Source organism: Methanococcus voltae (assembly GCF_017875395.1).
Classification (GTDB): domain Archaea; phylum AGJL01; class Methanococci; order Methanococcales; family Methanococcaceae; genus Methanococcus; species Methanococcus voltae_C.
The window spans coordinates 1-17,052 of sequence record NZ_JAGGMO010000007.1 but is presented as its reverse complement, the minus strand read 5'-3'; the positions used below and the strand labels follow the sequence as shown (position 1 = coordinate 17,052).

General features: G+C 28.7%; 13 protein-coding genes, 1 rRNA gene and 1 other RNA gene. 5 read left to right on the top strand and 10 right to left on the bottom strand.

Annotation, left to right across the window (positions count from 1 at the left end; all coding sequences use genetic code 11):
• The first annotated feature begins 24 nt into the window (after positions 1-24).
• Positions 25-1,182 carry a hypothetical protein gene (locus J2127_RS07210; protein ID WP_209732897.1) on the top strand — a complete coding sequence of 386 codons (1,158 nt, stop codon included), beginning with the start codon at positions 25-27 and terminating at the stop codon, positions 1,180-1,182.
• 97 nt (positions 1,183-1,279) lie between these two features.
• The gene (locus J2127_RS07205) at positions 1,280-3,121 is read left to right on the top strand and encodes a DNA-directed DNA polymerase II small subunit (RefSeq protein WP_245326509.1); all 1,842 of its coding nucleotides are present in this window, start codon (positions 1,280-1,282) and stop codon (positions 3,119-3,121) included.
• A gap of 100 nt (positions 3,122-3,221) precedes the next feature.
• Here J2127_RS07205 and J2127_RS07200 read toward each other — a convergent pair whose 3' ends face one another.
• The 4 genes from J2127_RS07200 to J2127_RS07185 all read right to left on the bottom strand — a co-directional run bounded on the left by J2127_RS07200 (position 3,222) and on the right by J2127_RS07185 (position 6,879).
• Entirely contained in the window at positions 3,222-3,986 is a 765-nt protein-coding gene (locus tag J2127_RS07200) for a geranylgeranylglyceryl/heptaprenylglyceryl phosphate synthase (RefSeq protein WP_209732896.1), read from the bottom strand.
• A gap of 141 nt (positions 3,987-4,127) precedes the next feature.
• Positions 4,128-5,075, bottom strand: a complete 948-nt coding sequence (locus tag J2127_RS07195) for a hypothetical protein (RefSeq protein ID WP_209732895.1) — start codon at positions 5,073-5,075, stop codon at positions 4,128-4,130.
• Between the two features lie 18 nt (positions 5,076-5,093).
• Positions 5,094-5,594: an NIP7 pre-PUA domain-containing protein gene (locus tag J2127_RS07190; protein WP_209732894.1), complete on the bottom strand. Its 501-nt coding sequence runs from the start codon at positions 5,592-5,594 to the stop codon at positions 5,094-5,096.
• Between the two features lie 196 nt (positions 5,595-5,790).
• The gene (locus tag J2127_RS07185; protein WP_209732893.1) at positions 5,791-6,879 is read right to left on the bottom strand and encodes a radical SAM protein; all 1,089 of its coding nucleotides are present in this window, start codon (positions 6,877-6,879) and stop codon (positions 5,791-5,793) included.
• Positions 6,880-7,063: 184 nt separating this feature from the next.
• Here J2127_RS07185 and J2127_RS07180 point away from each other — a divergent pair, with 184 nt between their 5' ends.
• Positions 7,064-7,984: a helix-turn-helix domain-containing protein gene (locus J2127_RS07180; RefSeq protein ID WP_245326508.1), complete on the top strand. Its 921-nt coding sequence runs from the start codon at positions 7,064-7,066 to the stop codon at positions 7,982-7,984.
• Between the two features lie 42 nt (positions 7,985-8,026).
• On the opposite strand, the gene nikR is transcribed toward J2127_RS07180, so the two are convergent.
• Positions 8,027-8,452, bottom strand: a complete 426-nt coding sequence (gene nikR, locus J2127_RS07175; protein WP_209732892.1) for a nickel-responsive transcriptional regulator NikR — start codon at positions 8,450-8,452, stop codon at positions 8,027-8,029.
• Positions 8,453-8,688: 236 nt separating this feature from the next.
• Here nikR and J2127_RS07170 point away from each other — a divergent pair, with 236 nt between their 5' ends.
• A complete protein-coding gene (locus tag J2127_RS07170; protein WP_209732891.1) occupies positions 8,689-9,561 on the top strand; it encodes a DUF2121 domain-containing protein in 873 nt (290 codons plus the stop codon).
• A gap of 16 nt (positions 9,562-9,577) precedes the next feature.
• On the opposite strand, the gene J2127_RS07165 is transcribed toward J2127_RS07170, so the two are convergent.
• Both J2127_RS07165 and J2127_RS07160 read right to left on the bottom strand, forming a co-directional pair.
• On the bottom strand, positions 9,578-9,997 hold the full coding sequence (locus J2127_RS07165) for a DUF192 domain-containing protein (RefSeq protein ID WP_209732890.1): 420 nt from the start codon (positions 9,995-9,997) through the stop codon (positions 9,578-9,580).
• A gap of 81 nt (positions 9,998-10,078) precedes the next feature.
• Positions 10,079-10,960 carry an SDH family Clp fold serine proteinase gene (locus J2127_RS07160; protein ID WP_209732889.1) on the bottom strand — a complete coding sequence of 294 codons (882 nt, stop codon included), beginning with the start codon at positions 10,958-10,960 and terminating at the stop codon, positions 10,079-10,081.
• A gap of 370 nt (positions 10,961-11,330) precedes the next feature.
• Here J2127_RS07160 and J2127_RS07155 point away from each other — a divergent pair, with 370 nt between their 5' ends.
• Positions 11,331-12,452 carry an AAA family ATPase gene (locus tag J2127_RS07155; protein ID WP_209732888.1) on the top strand — a complete coding sequence of 374 codons (1,122 nt, stop codon included), beginning with the start codon at positions 11,331-11,333 and terminating at the stop codon, positions 12,450-12,452.
• Positions 12,453-12,600: 148 nt separating this feature from the next.
• On the opposite strand, the gene polC is transcribed toward J2127_RS07155, so the two are convergent.
• The 3 genes from polC to rrf all read right to left on the bottom strand — a co-directional run bounded on the left by polC (position 12,601) and on the right by rrf (position 16,935).
• Positions 12,601-16,221, bottom strand: coding sequence for a DNA polymerase II large subunit (gene polC / locus J2127_RS07150; RefSeq protein ID WP_209732887.1), 3,621 nt, complete (start codon positions 16,219-16,221; stop codon positions 12,601-12,603).
• A gap of 215 nt (positions 16,222-16,436) precedes the next feature.
• Positions 16,437-16,666: RNase P RNA component (gene rnpB, locus J2127_RS07145), an RNA gene on the bottom strand.
• 155 nt (positions 16,667-16,821) lie between these two features.
• A 5S ribosomal RNA gene (rrf, locus tag J2127_RS07140) occupies positions 16,822-16,935 on the bottom strand.
• Positions 16,936-17,052 lie beyond the last annotated feature (117 nt).

The following is a 17,052-nucleotide window of genomic DNA, read 5'->3' as shown; positions in this document are numbered from 1 at the left end:
AAAATAAAAATTACAAGTGATTTGATGTTTTTAGATAAATTAAAAGAAGTTTCAAACTTAAATCTAATTGAAGAGTTAGAAAAAAATGAAAATAAAAAGCTTATTCATTACCGACTTAAATCACTTTTTGAAAATGATGAAAAAAATAAAAAAAATATTGAAAATTCAGTTGAATTGAATAATGACATGTACTACGAGTATATTAAAAGATTTTACGATGTAAACCCTTATGATTGCCCAAAAGATATTTTAATAAACTATTTAATTTTGATTATGATTTCGTATAGTAAATATAATAACTATTATGTTAAAAAAATTTCTGAAGAATTATCTAAAAGGGAATTTAAGCCTAAAATATCAGGGCTTGGGCATAAAATAGATATTTGGACATTTATTAAAATAGCAAGTAATTCACATAACAATGACTTACATTTGGAACGTATGGATCTATCAAACGAAGAAAGCAAGGTTTACATATACTTGCCCGAAGATATCTATCAAACATATCTCTATGAGAAAATAAGGCTAGAAATGAAGGAAGCAGTCCAAAAAATAAAGTCCAAAAAAATTTCTGAAGAATTAAAAATATTCTTTAAAGAATATATAGAATTAGCTTTAGAAGATGTTAAAATAGTATTTAATACAGATACAGGTATTAAAATAAATTATGAAGGATTTAATGGAGTTATTCCTGAAGAATGGCACCCTCCATGTATACGAGAGCTTTTAAATGATATATTAACTGGAGGTTCTCCATCCCATTATGCAAGACGTAGTTTTGTAGTCTACTGGTTTGTATCTCAAATGAATCCTAATGTAAGACCATTGGAAGATGGCGAAATTTGCAACAAAAATGCCACAGACATTGCGAGTGAAGAAGATATTGAGAAATTTATGGATGATCTAATAGCAATGTTTAGCACCGTTGGTGACTTCGATACTCAAAAAACCAGATATTATATTAGTCATAATATCGGCTATAAAGTTACCGATCACATCACACATTGTGAATATTGTAAAAATTGGAAGATTGATGGTGGTAAAGGACTTAATTACTATTGTAGGCCAGATTCAATCTGTAATCTTAAAGGAATCACTCATCCATTAGATTATCTTTGTTACAATATTAATAAACATTCTAAAAGTAAAAGTACCGCTGATGAAAAAAAGCAAAGCGAATAATGGAATTAAAAATTAAGAAGTAAGACTTAAGAATTAAAATTAAATAATTGCGAATTTAAAAATAAAAGCTAAAATAACTACTAAAATGGGGCTAAGTATGGATATAATTAAATTATTACTAGATTTAGAGATTTTAGTTTCACCTTCTTGTTATAATCGTCTAAAAAGTTTTAAAGAAGTTGACTTAGAAAATTTAATATCAAAAATATCTAAATTTAAAAATTCAAAAAAAGATTTTATATTACTCGATAATCATTTTATGGATTTATTTTTAAAAAATGATGTCAATGATGTAGTATCTGAATATAGTAACTTTGATTTTTTAAAATATTATATGGGTTCTAAAACAACTATTGATGTTAAAAGTTCAAAAACGAGTTTAGATGAAAAATTATCAAAAGAATATGATGTTATAAATTCTGAAATAAAGAACGAAAAAATTCAAGATAAACCTGAAAAAACGGTTGAATCACCCAAAACTTTGCAAAATAAAGAAAAAAATAACAAAGATAAAATATTAATTGAAGAAACTAAAAAAGAAATAGTTGCAGAAGAAGAAAAAACAGAGGCAGAAATTCAAAGAGATTTAAAATTGGCAAATCGATTAGAAAGATTTGAAAAAATTAAATCAATAAGAAAAAGCGTAAATTCTTCTTTTAAATTTGATTCAAAAGACATCGAAACTCAAGTTCAGGTATATGAAGATACTGATGTAACGGGAAATTCAACTTGTGAAGGTACATTAGATGACTTTATAACATACTTTAGAGACAGATATGAAACTTTAAAAACTATTATTGAACGTAAATATCAAAAAAAGGCATATCCGTTAACTAAAGCATACACGAAAAAGAACGAAAAAATCTTTTTAGTGGGGATTATCTCTGATGTAAATGTCACCAAAAATGGACATAAGATGGTCGAAATTGAAGACCAGAAAGGTGACTTTAAAGTCCTAATAATGAAAAATAAAATTGATAATAAGGAGATATATGGGGACATCTTACTCGATGAAATTATGGGTTTTGAAGGCACCGTTAGTACCGATGGTAGGTTAATGTTTGTAGATAAAACCTATAGGCCAGACGTAGATGTTAAACCTACAAAAAAAATTGATGAAGAGATATATACTGCATTTTTATCCGATGTTCACGTTGGTAGCCACGAATTTATGGCAAAAACCTTTGAAAAATTTGTAAGATTCCTCAATGGAGACGTTGGAAATTCTAAGGAACAGAATATAGCAAGTAAATTGAAATATGTAAGTATTGCAGGGGATTTGGTAGATGGCGTAGGGATATATCCAGGTCAGGAAGAAGATTTATATGAAGTAGATATTATTTCACAGTATGAAGAGGTAGCAAACTACTTAGCACAAGTCCCAGAGCATATTCATTTTGTAATATGCCCCGGTAACCACGACGCGTTAAGACCTGCAGAGCCTCAACCTACATTTAGCAAGGAAGTAAGGGACTTATTCCCTAAAGAAAACGTTACTTTCGTTGCAAATCCTTGTTCAGTAAATGTACACGGACTAGATTTCCTATTATATCACGGTAGAAGTTTTGATGATGTGATAGGGCAAATCTCAGGGGCTCAATATACAAATCCTTGCTCTATTATGAAAGAACTGTTAAAAAGAAGACATTTATGCCCCACATATGGTGGTAGATGCCCAATAGCCCCGGAAATAAAAGATTATCTAATTATTGACAAAAAGCCTGATGTATTCCATACAGGTCATATTCATATTAATGGCTGTGGTAATTATAAAGGCGTAGTTATGGTAAATAGTGGTACATTCCAAGAACAAACGTCATTCCAGAAAAAAATGGGAATTGCACCAACACCTGCGATTGTACCAATCATGGATATGTCAAATATGGGTAATGTAATGTATGAATGGAATAAAGGCGAAGTAAATTCTAAATTAGTCTAAAATAATAAAAATAAAGTAATATACCCATATCCAAAAATAAATAAAATAATTTAATAGAATAATAAATAAAATAATAAATAAAATAATAACTGATATGTAATTAGAGTTTATTTAATTTTTCTAATTTTTTTAAACCTGCTTTTTTAATGGCATTTCTCATTTCTTTTACAGCATCTGGATTTTCCTCAGTTAAAGTTCCCGTAACAATTACATCTGCGCCATAAATTACCTTTTCGAAAGCTGTTTCGGGGTCTCTAATACCCCCGCCCACGATTATGTTTATATCTGCCAAATGCTTTGCAGTAGCAATTGCTTTATTATCGATTGGGAATTTTGCACCACTTCCTGCTTCTAAGTAAGCCCATCTCATACCGAAGTATGATGCAGATAAACAGTACATTGCAGCTATTTCTGGTTTTGCACTTGGTATCGCATTTACTTCACCAACATAACCTACTGCAGTATTCTGAATTGGTTCTACTCCAATATATGCCATAGGTATTGGCTCAATACCTTCTTTTTTAATTTTAATACAGCCCAAAGTAGGTGCAGTTATTGCCCAGTAGGTATTTTTAGAGTTCATAAGTGTCATATAGAAGAGTGCATCAGCTTCTTTCGTGATTCCGTCTACATTTCCAGGGAATAATATCGTTGGAAGATTTGTTATTTCTTTTATATTTTTAGTAATTTCGTCCAAATTACATATTCCAATACTACCTCCAATTATTATAACGTCTGCATAATCCTTAACTTTTTCAGCTATTTCAGCGTAATTTTTCTCATCCGGGTCGATTAATACTGCATATGCAGCCCCTTCTTTTTTAATTATGTCATTTAAATACGATTCTACATTTCCAATTTTCATAATATCCACCGCAAAACTCCATGATTCTAATAATGATAATTATAATTTTAAAAATATCCTTCAAAATTAATAAAATATTAAAAATGCTAAAATGATAAAAAATAAAATAATGTAGGGTTAAAAATTAACTAAAAATATTAGTTAAATTAATTCTACAAGCATCTTATCTATCTCTTCAATAGTTTCTAAATCATTCTTATCGTCTGCAATTTTCCTAAGTTTTCCTATCACATGCAAATTTTTACCAATTAATAATTTATATTCTTTACAATATTCAAAAATAATTCTATATTTACTTTCAATTAGCGAACTATCGTATTCTAACAGTTCATAATAAATCAAACCCTTTAAAACGTTGATTTCAGAAAATAAATATATCGGGTGTATCCATATAACTACCTTATTATTTTCAACTACTGTTTCATTCTTTATATGCTCTAAATCATTGAATAAATCCAAATACAATTCTAATTCTCCAATAGCTGTTGTATCAGAAATGTTATTTAGCAATTCTTCACATTTGACGTCAAAAGATTTTAATAACTCATCCAATTGCGTAGAATCTAAATCTTTCCACCTTAGAACTCTTTCAAAATGTTCCGCACTAATATTACTAAAGTCCTTATGGAAAACAGTATATTTATCATCTTTTTTAAACCGATAGTTCTTAGATTTTTTTGAAGATAAGTATATGGTAATATAACCATTCTCTAAATTTCTTAAATCTATGTTTTTAAGCTTATAAGACCTATTTTGAAAATAAGTTTCTAAAATATCTTTTTCAGAGTCTAGGTCATCAGTTTTCAATTCAATACCATTTAGCGTTATTTGGTCATTTTTCAAGTATTCTTTTGAATATAGTTCATCAAGATCTGAAATGCTTAGTATTCTATGTAATCGCCCATCAGCATCTGTTAAACTAAATCCTTTAAATTCAATTTCATAATTTTCTGCCAATATAATATCTTTCGTATATTCATCAACTATGTTTATTATGTCTTTAAGTATTTTAGAAGTCATTTTGGAGAATTTAATAAGATTATCTTTGTTTTCTACTGCATTTTTATTTAAATTAGCCATTTTTTCCATATTATCCCTAATGTAGTATTATCCACCATTTCGTAAATACCATCCCTTATCCATCAAATTAACTAGTATTTCACCATTATAATTACCCATACCTATTAATTCCCTATTTTTATTAAAAACTACTAGTTTACCTTCGCCGCTTATTTCTTCAAAAGATGATTCAAAAGCATCTTTTGCATAAAGAAACATTTCTTCCCCTTTTCCATTTAAAACTACATAATTTTTAGTAACATATTTTGAAATTAAATTTAAACACTCTACAGATGGAGAAAATTTTTCCTTGTCATTTTTGATTATCAAAACGCCCAAATTAATTCCCATGCTGGTTACTTTGTAAGATAATTCATTTTCAAACATATTTTTTAAAATATCATCACTTACATACTGCAATCTTTTTAAATCATTTCCTACAACCAAAACATTGTCAAAAGGTAAAGTTTCTACACTTTTACCAATATATCTTGAAAGTAGATTTTTAACTGTTCTTATTTCTTCGTTATTTATTTTCCTGCATTTCATGATTTCCCAAATTTGTTTAATAACTATAGTATAATACTATACTCATATATTAAATAATTGATTATAATATATTAGATTTTAAAATTATAAAAAATCTGTAAAAATAAATTTATTATAAAAATATCCCTAATGGATTAGATTTAAAAATTAATAAATTTTATTATATTAAAAATATAATATAACATAATTCTAGCTTTTAAATATATTTCATAGCATTTTTAGTAGTTTTTTTAACGTAACTATCTATTTTATTAGTTATATTTACATCCATTTCTTTTAAAATCGCTAAATTCTTTTCAGAAATTTCTACGTTTTTATCGACACGATATGATTCATTGAGAATATTTTTAACATAAGGGCTACTTAAAAGCTCTTTTTTAGAATTTAAAACATCCACATCTGAAAAAGTTCCCAAAAGCTCCCTACCCGTTGATGTTATTTCATTTTCAACAGTTTTGCCATATTTTGTACCATATATGCTAAATAACGGGAATTTAGTGATTATATTAGAACCTGCCATAACTAAAGGTCCAATATTTGGTAACTTATCAACCCACGTACCAGAAATTATCTTTAACTTAGGATAATTCAATCTAACCTGGGAAACCCAGTTCATATAATTTAAAGTGGTTGTTGAAGTTTTATGTTCAAAGATTGTATCTTTTTGAGGATTTAATGAATAAAATGTTATCCTATTTAAATCCAATTCCTCAATCATTTGTAGCAATTTCTCAATATCGTCTTCAGTTTCCCCCATTCCTAATATAATGGTAATGCCGGTTTTCAAATCGTAATCCTTAGCTTTTAAAAGCATATCTTTTGTATTTTCCAGGGGTTTTCCAGGACATACTTTTTGATGTAATTCAGGATTTACAGTCTCTATCGCTCCAACAATACCTTCGATATTGTTTAAATTAAGTTTTTCGAAGTCTATTATTCCTAAATTTAAATATTGCTTACAACCTTGGATATGGGCTATCATTTCTATCATATCATTTAATTCTTCAATTTTATAACCATAACCGCCAGATATGAACTCTAACTTCCAACCTATTCTTTTCATTATTGATGCTTCAGCAAGAATTGTTTCTAATTTTCTTCTTGCTTTCAACGGTTCTTTAATCTTATCTTTTTGAGTAGACATATAACAGAATTTACAAGGATTTTCTAATTCACAGTACCAGCCCAAAAATAGAGCACGTTCTAATCCAACATAATTTCCATGATATTTCTCAGTTATTTTATAAGCCTTAATCGAATTTTCAAAAATATCTATTGAATTCATAAAATCACCACTATGATAATATAATTAAATATTGTAAAATTTATTTAATAAGGTATAAAAAATAAAATATGTAAATATTATATAAATATTATATTGTTAATCTATTTCTATTTCTATTTCAAAATTAAAATGTAATATACCAATATATAATATAATGTACAAATTTTAAAAGTTGGGCGGTATAATGGAAGAAAAGATACCTATGAATTATAAGAAGTCATCAAATGCTGACAGTTTACAAGATAATAAATTATCGCCTACCATACAACTTAAATATCATAATCAAACAATTACAAATAATCAATTGCAGATTTTAAAACTATTAAAATTACATAAATCTCAACATAAAGTGGCAGAATTATTAAAAACCCCTGTTTCTTCAATAAATATTCAGATAAAAAGATTGGAATCTAAATTAAATCTAAAATTGCTGGATTCGTCCCCTTCAGGAAGTACTTTATCAAAAGAAGCTGAAGGTATTGTATCATACTATACCTCATTAGATAAACGAATTTCAGAAAAACCTTTTGTAGCTTGCGGTTTCATTAGTGGAGAAATTGGAAAATTACTATTTGAAGATATATTAATTTCTTCCTTCGATAATATATTAAGATTATATAATTCAGGGTTAACTAAAGTAGTTGGTATAGACGACCCTTATTGGAGCTATAGGCTAGAAGGAGAGCCATTTCCCATTGCAAAAGATTATTATGTAATGGCCCACAATTCAGAAATTAATGATAAGTTTGATTACAAAAATATGATTGGAATTCACCATTCTGCTCACCGTATTGTTTGGAAAACATTAAAACAGGAACAAATTGATTTTAAAATAACTAAAGTAGTTAAAAATCCATTTTATGCTATTGATTTATTAGATGAAGGTTATAGTTTATTTTTAAATCATAGTTTAGTACGATATTTGAAAAAAGAACATGTCGTAGAAATTCCAAAATACTATGAAAAGACGTATTACTCAGTTAATTTTATGAATACATTAAAAATTTCCAAGTATATTGATTCAAATTTCGAAAAAGAATTTGAAGATTTAATTTATAAAAAAGAAAAAGAAATTAAAAATGCAGGTTTTGAACTAATAATTTAAATAATAATTTAAATAATAAAAATTAAATGAGGGATTAATTGATTACTGCGGTATATTGCCCCCAGGAACCATCACAGTTAATTTTACCTGTTTAACACCTTTTTGTGATGTTAATTTATCAGTTAATTCTTTTATATCTTTAGCATCTCCCCTAACAATGATTACTTCCATGCAGTGGTCATGGTCCATGTGTATATGCATGGTAGCCACGATTATCTTTGAATAATCATGCTGAATTGTGGTTATTTTTTCCATTACGTCAGTAGAATGATGATCGTACACCACATTTATAGTTCCGGACCTTTCACCATGTAGGCTTCTTATCCATTTGTGCTTTATAATATATTCTCTAATTGAATCCCTTATAGCTTCACTTCTACTTGCATAGCCCCTTTCAAGTATTATTTCGTCGAATTCTTCAAGAAGATTCTTGGGCAATGAAATACTAATTCTATCCATGTCTACCATATATATCCCTCTTAAGTAACTAAATTTTTAAATATTGTATTATTTGATAATATAATCATAATGGTATTTAATATTTATTATTTATTATTCTATATTATGTATTATTACAATAACATAAGCTAATACTTTAATATTATAAAATAGTATGTAAATTATAAAAGTAATTATTAAAACGTTAAAACAAAAATGTGTAAGATAATATAAGATAGTATGAAATTTATACCCCTGGTGATATCATGAGCGTTATTATTGGCTATTATGGAACTAATGGTTCTGCAATTGCAGGCGATAAAAGAAATATCCTATTTAGAGGTTCTGAAGGAAATAGGGAAAAATTAGAATCGCTACTCTACGAAGGAAAATTAAAAAATGATGAAGAATTAAAAGAAAAGGCTTTAGAATATGGTGTAAATGTACACATTACAGATGCCCAGGATAAAGTAAAAAAATTAGACGGTTGTTTAATGGGGGAAGTTAAGACTATAAGCAATCAATCTAAAAGGAAAAGAATGTACCTATCAAAAAATAGTTGTGCACTTGTTAAAATAATTGATGATAAAATTACGGAAAAGGAGTTAAAAAAAGGCTCTGGAATTATAATTTTTGGAAATAAACATTTAAAAAGTCTGGTTCAGGTTGAATTACAAAAAAACGTAAATATAATAAAATCAGGCGATATTTTAAAAATTGAAAAACTCTTTAAAAATATATTATCAAATATAGATGCCCCCTCTTCAAGTAGTGATGTTGATTCATACTCAAACTTTAACTACGTGAATTTAGAAAAAATTATTGCAAAAGAGTTGGATGAATTAGTAGATTATAGAAATGATTTAAAAAATCAAATAATTAAAGTACAAAAATTAATGCTTATTGAGAAAAAAATAGCTACTCAAGGCGAAATAGGGCATATTAAAAACGGAAAATTAAAACTTTATGACGAATACCTTGCAATCGACAGGATTTGTGAAAATCCTACATTATATTATGAAATAGATATTTTAGGTGACGTGAAAGATGGAGATATTATTTTAATAGACGATAATAACTTAAAAGTAAAAAATAAAGATGTTATTATTTCAGTTGATAAAATAATCTGTAATAAGTAAAGTTAGGTTAAAATAATTATTTAATAAAGCTTGCATCTTTAAACTCTATCATCATATTTGAATATTCTTTGGATTGATAGGTGCTCCAAGGTTTCAAATGTGTAAAATCAACTACCTTGCCATCATTTAAAAAGATTACATATATCGGATATTTCATAAAATAAGTGTGTACATGTATCTTTCTAAACACGTATTTAAAAATTAACGCTTCATTAACTAATATATCTTTAAACATTAGTCCACGAGCCCTATCTATGAAGTTATCGGCATATAAAACTTTAAAATTTCTACCATTTATTTTTAAAATCTTATCATTTTTCCCAATATCTTCATTTAAATTGTCCAATATTGTAACTTTTGGAAATTCTCTTCTAATAACATTATTACTTAAATTTTCGTAGTAGTTCTCTTCAAAATCGTTATTCACATTGCTCATAAAAAAATACCTTTGTATTAATTTTTTTTAGATTTAAGATACAATATTTATATGGTGAAATATGTAAATCACCATATGATATTATTTAGTATTTAACAGTTTAGATATTGATTTGACAAGACTTTCACTTGATTTTTTAGACTCTTTATTTGAGCCATATGGGGCAGGTATATATTGAACAGAAGGTCGTTGGTTTGATGATTGTTGATATAAATCAAATAAATTATATATTTCTGCAGGAACTTTTGTATTTATAGCAACGCCTAAATTTTGTAACTTTTCAATATATAATGGATAATCATGCGTCCATTTTCCAGTTGCTAAGATTTCTGAAAGTTGTTTAGCTTTTTCTAATCCAACTTTATTTTTCAAAATATGGCAAACGTAGTCTTTAACTTGATTTATAGCTTTTTTAGAGATATCTGCCAGTATTAATGTCTCATCGTCTATTTCTGAAATATATTTTTTATCTAGAACACTTAATATGGAAGCCGCAGGATACTGACCAATCTGTGGATCAACGGGGCCCATTACTGCATTTTTATCCATTATAATCTCGTCAGCAGCCAGTGCAATAAGGCTACCACCACTCATAGCATAGTGAGGTATAATAACAGTTGTTTTAGCCTTGTGTTCCATTAAAGCAGATGCTATTTGTTCACTTGCAAGAACCAGACCCCCTGGAGTATGTAATATTAAGTCTATAGGCATATCATCAGGTGTTAAACGTATGGCCCTTAAAACTTCTTCACTATCTTCTATACTTATAAATTTATAGAGGGGTAGTCCAAACAATGCAAGTTGCTCTTGCCTGTGTATCATTACAATTACCCTAGAACCCCTACTAACTTCTAGTTGCTTTATTTTATTATATCTCTGTAATAATCGATATTTAAATATCATTTGCGGATAAATGAATAAAAATATAAAAAATACCCATATTAAAATTGAATTATCAATCATTGTCCCAATCTCACTTACAAGTAGTTTAAATATTCAATTAATATTTAAAACGAATGAATGTATGAATAAATATAAGATTTAATTTGTAAATATTATTAATTCTATAATTATGAGTTAACAAATTATAGTATATGTTATTGTAATATTAATAATTTTATTTCTAATTTTAAATCATAAATAAATTATCAATTTATTAGTATAATATACTATCCAAATATAACAGAAACAATATACAAATTACAAATTAGCCAATCTATATATAATAGAGTAAATATAATAAATAGTTCAAGGTTAAGATTTATTAAAATTTATCCAAAATTTAAATAATAAGCTAAAATTTAAAATTACCAACCTCTAATGAGGTGTATTTATGAAAAATATAACATTTAACAGCATTAAATTAAAATCAAACCCTCAAAAAATTGTTGAACCGTCAGAAAATAACATAGGTATTAAATACGTTATTTTAGAACCTGTTGGATTTCCAATTAAGATAAATGGGGAAAATATTAAAGTTACTGTGGATGATGGTAAATTATTTAACCATTATGCTAGAGATCAATGGGAAAATGAAATAATCAAAGAAGGGGATTACTTATTCGATAATAGTATTATTCCCGATTATGCCTTTAAAATTTTATCCCTATACCCGAAAGACGGGGAAATTACAACAAAAGAAACAATATACAAATTAAACACGCCTATTCAAAACGAAATTAAAAATGTTAAAAAAACCTACTTTGAAGAAATTATAGGCCAGGAACAAGCTAAAAAGAAATGTAAAATAATAATGAAATATTTGGAAAAACCAGAAATATTTGGGGAATGGTCGCCAAAAAATATATTATTCTATGGTCCACCAGGTACTGGGAAAACTATGTTAGCGAGAGCTTTGGCATCCCAAACTGAAAGCAATTTAAAGTTAATAAAGGCTACTGAGTTAATTGGGGAACATGTTGGAGATAGTTCCAAAGTTATAAAAAGATTATATGAAGAAGCTGCAACAAACAAACCATGTATTATCTTTATTGATGAAATAGATGCTATAGCATTAAGTAGGAATTATCAATCATTACGAGGAGATGTATCGGAAGTTGTGAATGCGCTATTAACCGAATTAGATGGTATTCATGAAAATGAAGGAGTAATAACCATTGCAGCTACAAATAATCCAGATATGTTAGATTTAGCAGTTAGAAGTAGGTTTGAGGAAGAAATATTATTTAAAATACCTGATGAAAAAGAACGATTGGAAATATTAAAAACATACTCTAAAAAATTACCTGTAAAAGTTAAAGTGGATTTCAAAAAATATATTAAAAAAACAGAAGGTATGAACGGAAGAGTATTGAAAGAAAAATTATTAAAACCGTTACTACATAAAGCCATTATTGAAGATTTGGATGAAATTTCGGAAAAAGATTTTGAAGAAGTGTTAAATAGGTTAACTAACCAAAATAATAAAAATATTCCATCAGACTTGTATTCTTAAGTCTAAAACTTTTTTTATTTTTAAATTTTAAATCTTATATTTAGTACAATAATATAAATCAAAAATAAACGTAGCTGTATACTATATATCACATACTATTTTAAAAATATTTAAAAAAATAATTAAATAAAAGAAAAATAAATTTGAATTATTTAAAGAAATCATCTATTCTAAATTGTTTATTCCTTTCATTTACGAATAAACTATCAATTCCCTCACGAATTAACTCTAATCTCTGTTTTATATAGTCGCTTGCCTCATATTTTTCAGCCATTGATTGAGAAACATCCATATATTTCTCAACTGCACCTTTTGAAACAGTTAATATTAATTTACTGTTACATTTTTTACAAGTCCCTTTTAAGGGCATTCGCCTATACTTTGCACCGCATTTGCAACGTACACCTTGCCTCGAAAAAGCTCTTAAATTACCTATTAAATCAGGTACAAAGTGTGTCTGAATAACCTTTTCGGCTACATCTCGCTCATCTGTTGCCCTAATTCTTTTACCTATCTCGAGTTGAGCAGTTGTTTTTTCAAACATCGACCCTAATGTCTTATAAGAGCATACTAAAGGACCTTCATCTACACGTGTAGTTTCGTGAGTATAACCTAAGCCCTCATATTGTTTTTCAGTACCTAGTCTATCGTCAACCGTTTCGATTAAATCTTTTACTTCTTTAGGTGTTGGCATATCCATGGATTTCTCATAAAATTCTAAAGGATATTCCCATAAGGTATCTAAGTTGTGAACTTCACCATCTACCTCTTTCGGATCAAGCAATGTTGTTAATACTAGAGGTGCATCCATCTGTCCACCTCTTTTATCAGGCAAAAATTTTTTTGAGAAGTTCAAAAACGCATCCAATAGTAAGAAGAAAGCGTCTTCATCACCATCGCAGTTTCTTCTTTTTGAAGCATGGAAATAAGGGTGCGCATAACCAACATTTGCTATACTATAACCTACAATACGTCCAACCATTCCTGCAGAAGTGTGTGGTGCCATACCTATGATCAATTGCCCTGCTAATTCGTCAGCTTTTGAGATGTTGTAATATCTATCTACTCCATAATATTTTTCCAATAAGTCATCAATAAAATTGGAAACATTTACGAAATAATCCATACAACTTTTAGGTACAATTACATCCTGAACCTTAAGTTCTAAAATCTGATCATCGTCTATTAATTTATTACCATGAATATCATAGGAATAACCCAATTCCAGCAACTTTTCAACAGACGTGTGTACTTCCGAAGGCTTAAAGTGTGTTATTGGTACATCCGTACAATCAAATCTAGTAGTGCCATCTTTAAATACGTAAACTTCATTCGAAGCCCTTAAGATAGCCTTTTCTAAAGGTTCTATTAATTTATCTTTAGAAGTCATACCTTTAATACATTTTACGTCACCGGCTTTATTTAATGATAAATTCGATAATGCAATTTTCCAGTATTCTTTTAAAGGTAATCTAACATTTGCAGTTCTTTTTAAAGGAACTTCAATGCCACATTTTGGACATTTTGTATAAGCGCTTAAAAATCCACATTTTGGACACGTACCAATAGATATATCCAAATCATCGTTTGCATTATTCTCTATTGCATTATTTATAAGCCTCACCATACCTCCAGAATTACCGATAGGGAACAAACCATTTACTGGCGGTTTCATTTTTCTTGAAGCTGCCTTTTCAGGCCTACCCATTCTAGCACCCACATAAACGTAGCAATTTCTTTTTATAGGTATTTTTGACAGTGAATTTACTAAATGCATTGAATTCAATATTCTTGATAAATTAAACTTATCATTCAACTCATCTATTGATTTTTTATCATTTGAATTATCTAATTCAGAAAATTCTTCTAAAATGTTTAAATTTTCTACATAATACTGATTATTATTTGACAAATTATAATCATTACCTTTTTTAACTATTTCAAAACCTAAAGATTCTAAAATAGTCTCGTATTCAAATAGTATTAAACATTTAGTATTATTTTCGTGATGGAGTAAATGAGGTATACCTATTAATTCTAGTAATCTCTTACAGTATTTTTGATATTCATTAGCATCATCATATTTTAAAACATAAAACTGTTCTAAATTCCAATTTGTGTCATAGAAATCCAAATATTGCTCATTTTCAAATAATTTTGAAATAGGGGAATTTGGTGATTGGATAAAATCAAAACTTAATAATTTACCCTCTGAAATAAAATATATAAGTTTTAATATATCTTCTTTTGAAACGTCATGCCAATGGTATGTAAATTCGGGGTGTAATGGAGTATTAGTTTTTTTGGCAAATTCAACAGCCTCTGAAGGAGTTGGGTTATTGAAATCCTTAAAAAATTTAGCATATTCAATATTTTTAGACTTCAAAATTTTCTCATACCATTCGATACACCAACTACTTGGTAATATATTATGGTTATTTTCTAAAAAATCACCATAATTTACCAATATATCGCCTAAAAATAATATCTCCGAAACTTCTTTTAATTCCAAATTATATTTTTTAGCTAAAGTTGGGGATTTTACTTTGAAAACACTTCCTGAAGATAATCTAACTATTGGTGCGTCTATCCCATCTACGGGAACTACACAAGTCGCCTTACCGGGTCGTTCTGTTTTTAATTGCGTACCAATTGCCATAAATTCATCCGATAAATACATAGTAGAAGGGTGGAATCCATCTGTAGCAAAACCAGTATTTCTACTCCTGCCATATCTTAATCTAAAACCACCAACTGCTGAAGGGTGCGCAAAAACAGGCCTTCCTGCAATTACATCTCCAATATATTTAGTAATGGCATCGATTTTTACATCTGCATATTCTGACCCAAAGTCTTCGCTCTCATTGTCATTGATTTCTTCTTCTCCAATGGTGTCTTCGCCTGATTTTTTATTTTTAAGGTCTTTTAACCATTCCCATCCTTGAATGTTTAATTTATCCACGTGTCTTAAAATTTTAGGGGCTTTTAACAATACACCTTCAACTAAAGCCAATAAAGCTCCCCCTCTTATTTGATTAGTCTCTACACGCTCTAAATCTCTGTGACCACTTATATCTACAGGGTCAGTTGCTTCCCCAGTAATTTCTACAGATATATTCTTAACTGCAATTCTTATCTCTTCAGGCTTTGGAGAATACTGGAAATTACCAACTTCAGATTGGTGAAGCTCCACTTCCTCCACATAACGTTCTACTTCATCTTCGATAGGTTTGTAAATATCTAAACCCATGTTTTTTCTAACATAATCTCCAACTAATACTGCCAAAGCTTGCGCTGTTCCTCCAGCACTTCTAATCGGCCCTGCAAAATATATTGCCAAATATTCCGTATTATCAAAATTCTTTTTGATTTTTACGCCTGCAATACCCTCTAAAGGTGCTGCTACAATACCTTCTGTAATTACGGCTAGCGCTGTCCTTACTGCTTGTTCCGCTAATGCATCTCGCGGGCTTTCGGCATCCTTAAACTCGCCAAATTTACCTTCCACTATTTCTTTGGCAATTTCTAAAGAAGCTGGCTCCTTACCATATGCCGAAACTAAATCCCTAATCCTTTGAGATACCCCACTTGGTCCAACTATACCTTCAACCCGATCTGCCATATCTTTTGCTAAAGGTATCTCCACTTCATTAAATACATCCAAATTTTTAGAACGACATGATTTTGCAACGTCATAAGTATCCATTACATCTTTCAATATATTTTCAAAATAATCTTTCATGTCTTCTGATGTTTTTACATGCAACATATTCAAGGCCCACCATAAATCTAACTTAAATTATATTTTAAATCATAACTTTTTGATAATTTAAAACTATGATTGTGTAAAAAAATTAGTATAAATTTTTAATATAGGTATACATTATGTAGTAAAATTATATATAGGTATATCATTTCAAAATAAATTATAAAATAGCTAAATAAATAAAAAAAGGTCCCAAATAAATTCAAATAAATGAAGAAGCATGAAAACTATAGCCTGCCTTCTGTAGTTTAAGCGACATTTAGCTAAGCGCTAATGCTTGCACCCGTGTAAAATGAATCGGTTTCACCAGTACTTTTAAAACTCCTCAAAAATCATCGTCATTGTTTTAAAACTGTATCCTTTCTATAATTCATTCGTTTCTTCTCAGAAACCTACACTTATGGGTGGGCAGAGCTTCCTCCTATTGGATAGTCGCTAGTTTACTTGCTTCCTGATATATAGTATAATAATAGTATATTATTAAAATACACTAGTCTATAAAACTATAAAAATATATTGATTCTACTTTTCTACTCATATGTAACATATTAGTTACATATCATACTAGAAAACTCGAATTAATTAAATTAGATAAAAAAAAGTGACTAACAGCGTCATCTTGTTCCCACCATATGGCAGTACTTAAGAAATCGCTGGAGGGCTTAATTTCCGAGATCGGAATGGGATCGGATGTACACCTCCGCTATGACCGTTATGTCAAGAAAATATGTGACACAAACTCTCATATCTTTAAGTGTCCAGAATATCTTTTATCACTTGAACTATTAGTATTAGCGGGCTTAATGCCTCGGAAAACCTTGACACTTACACCCC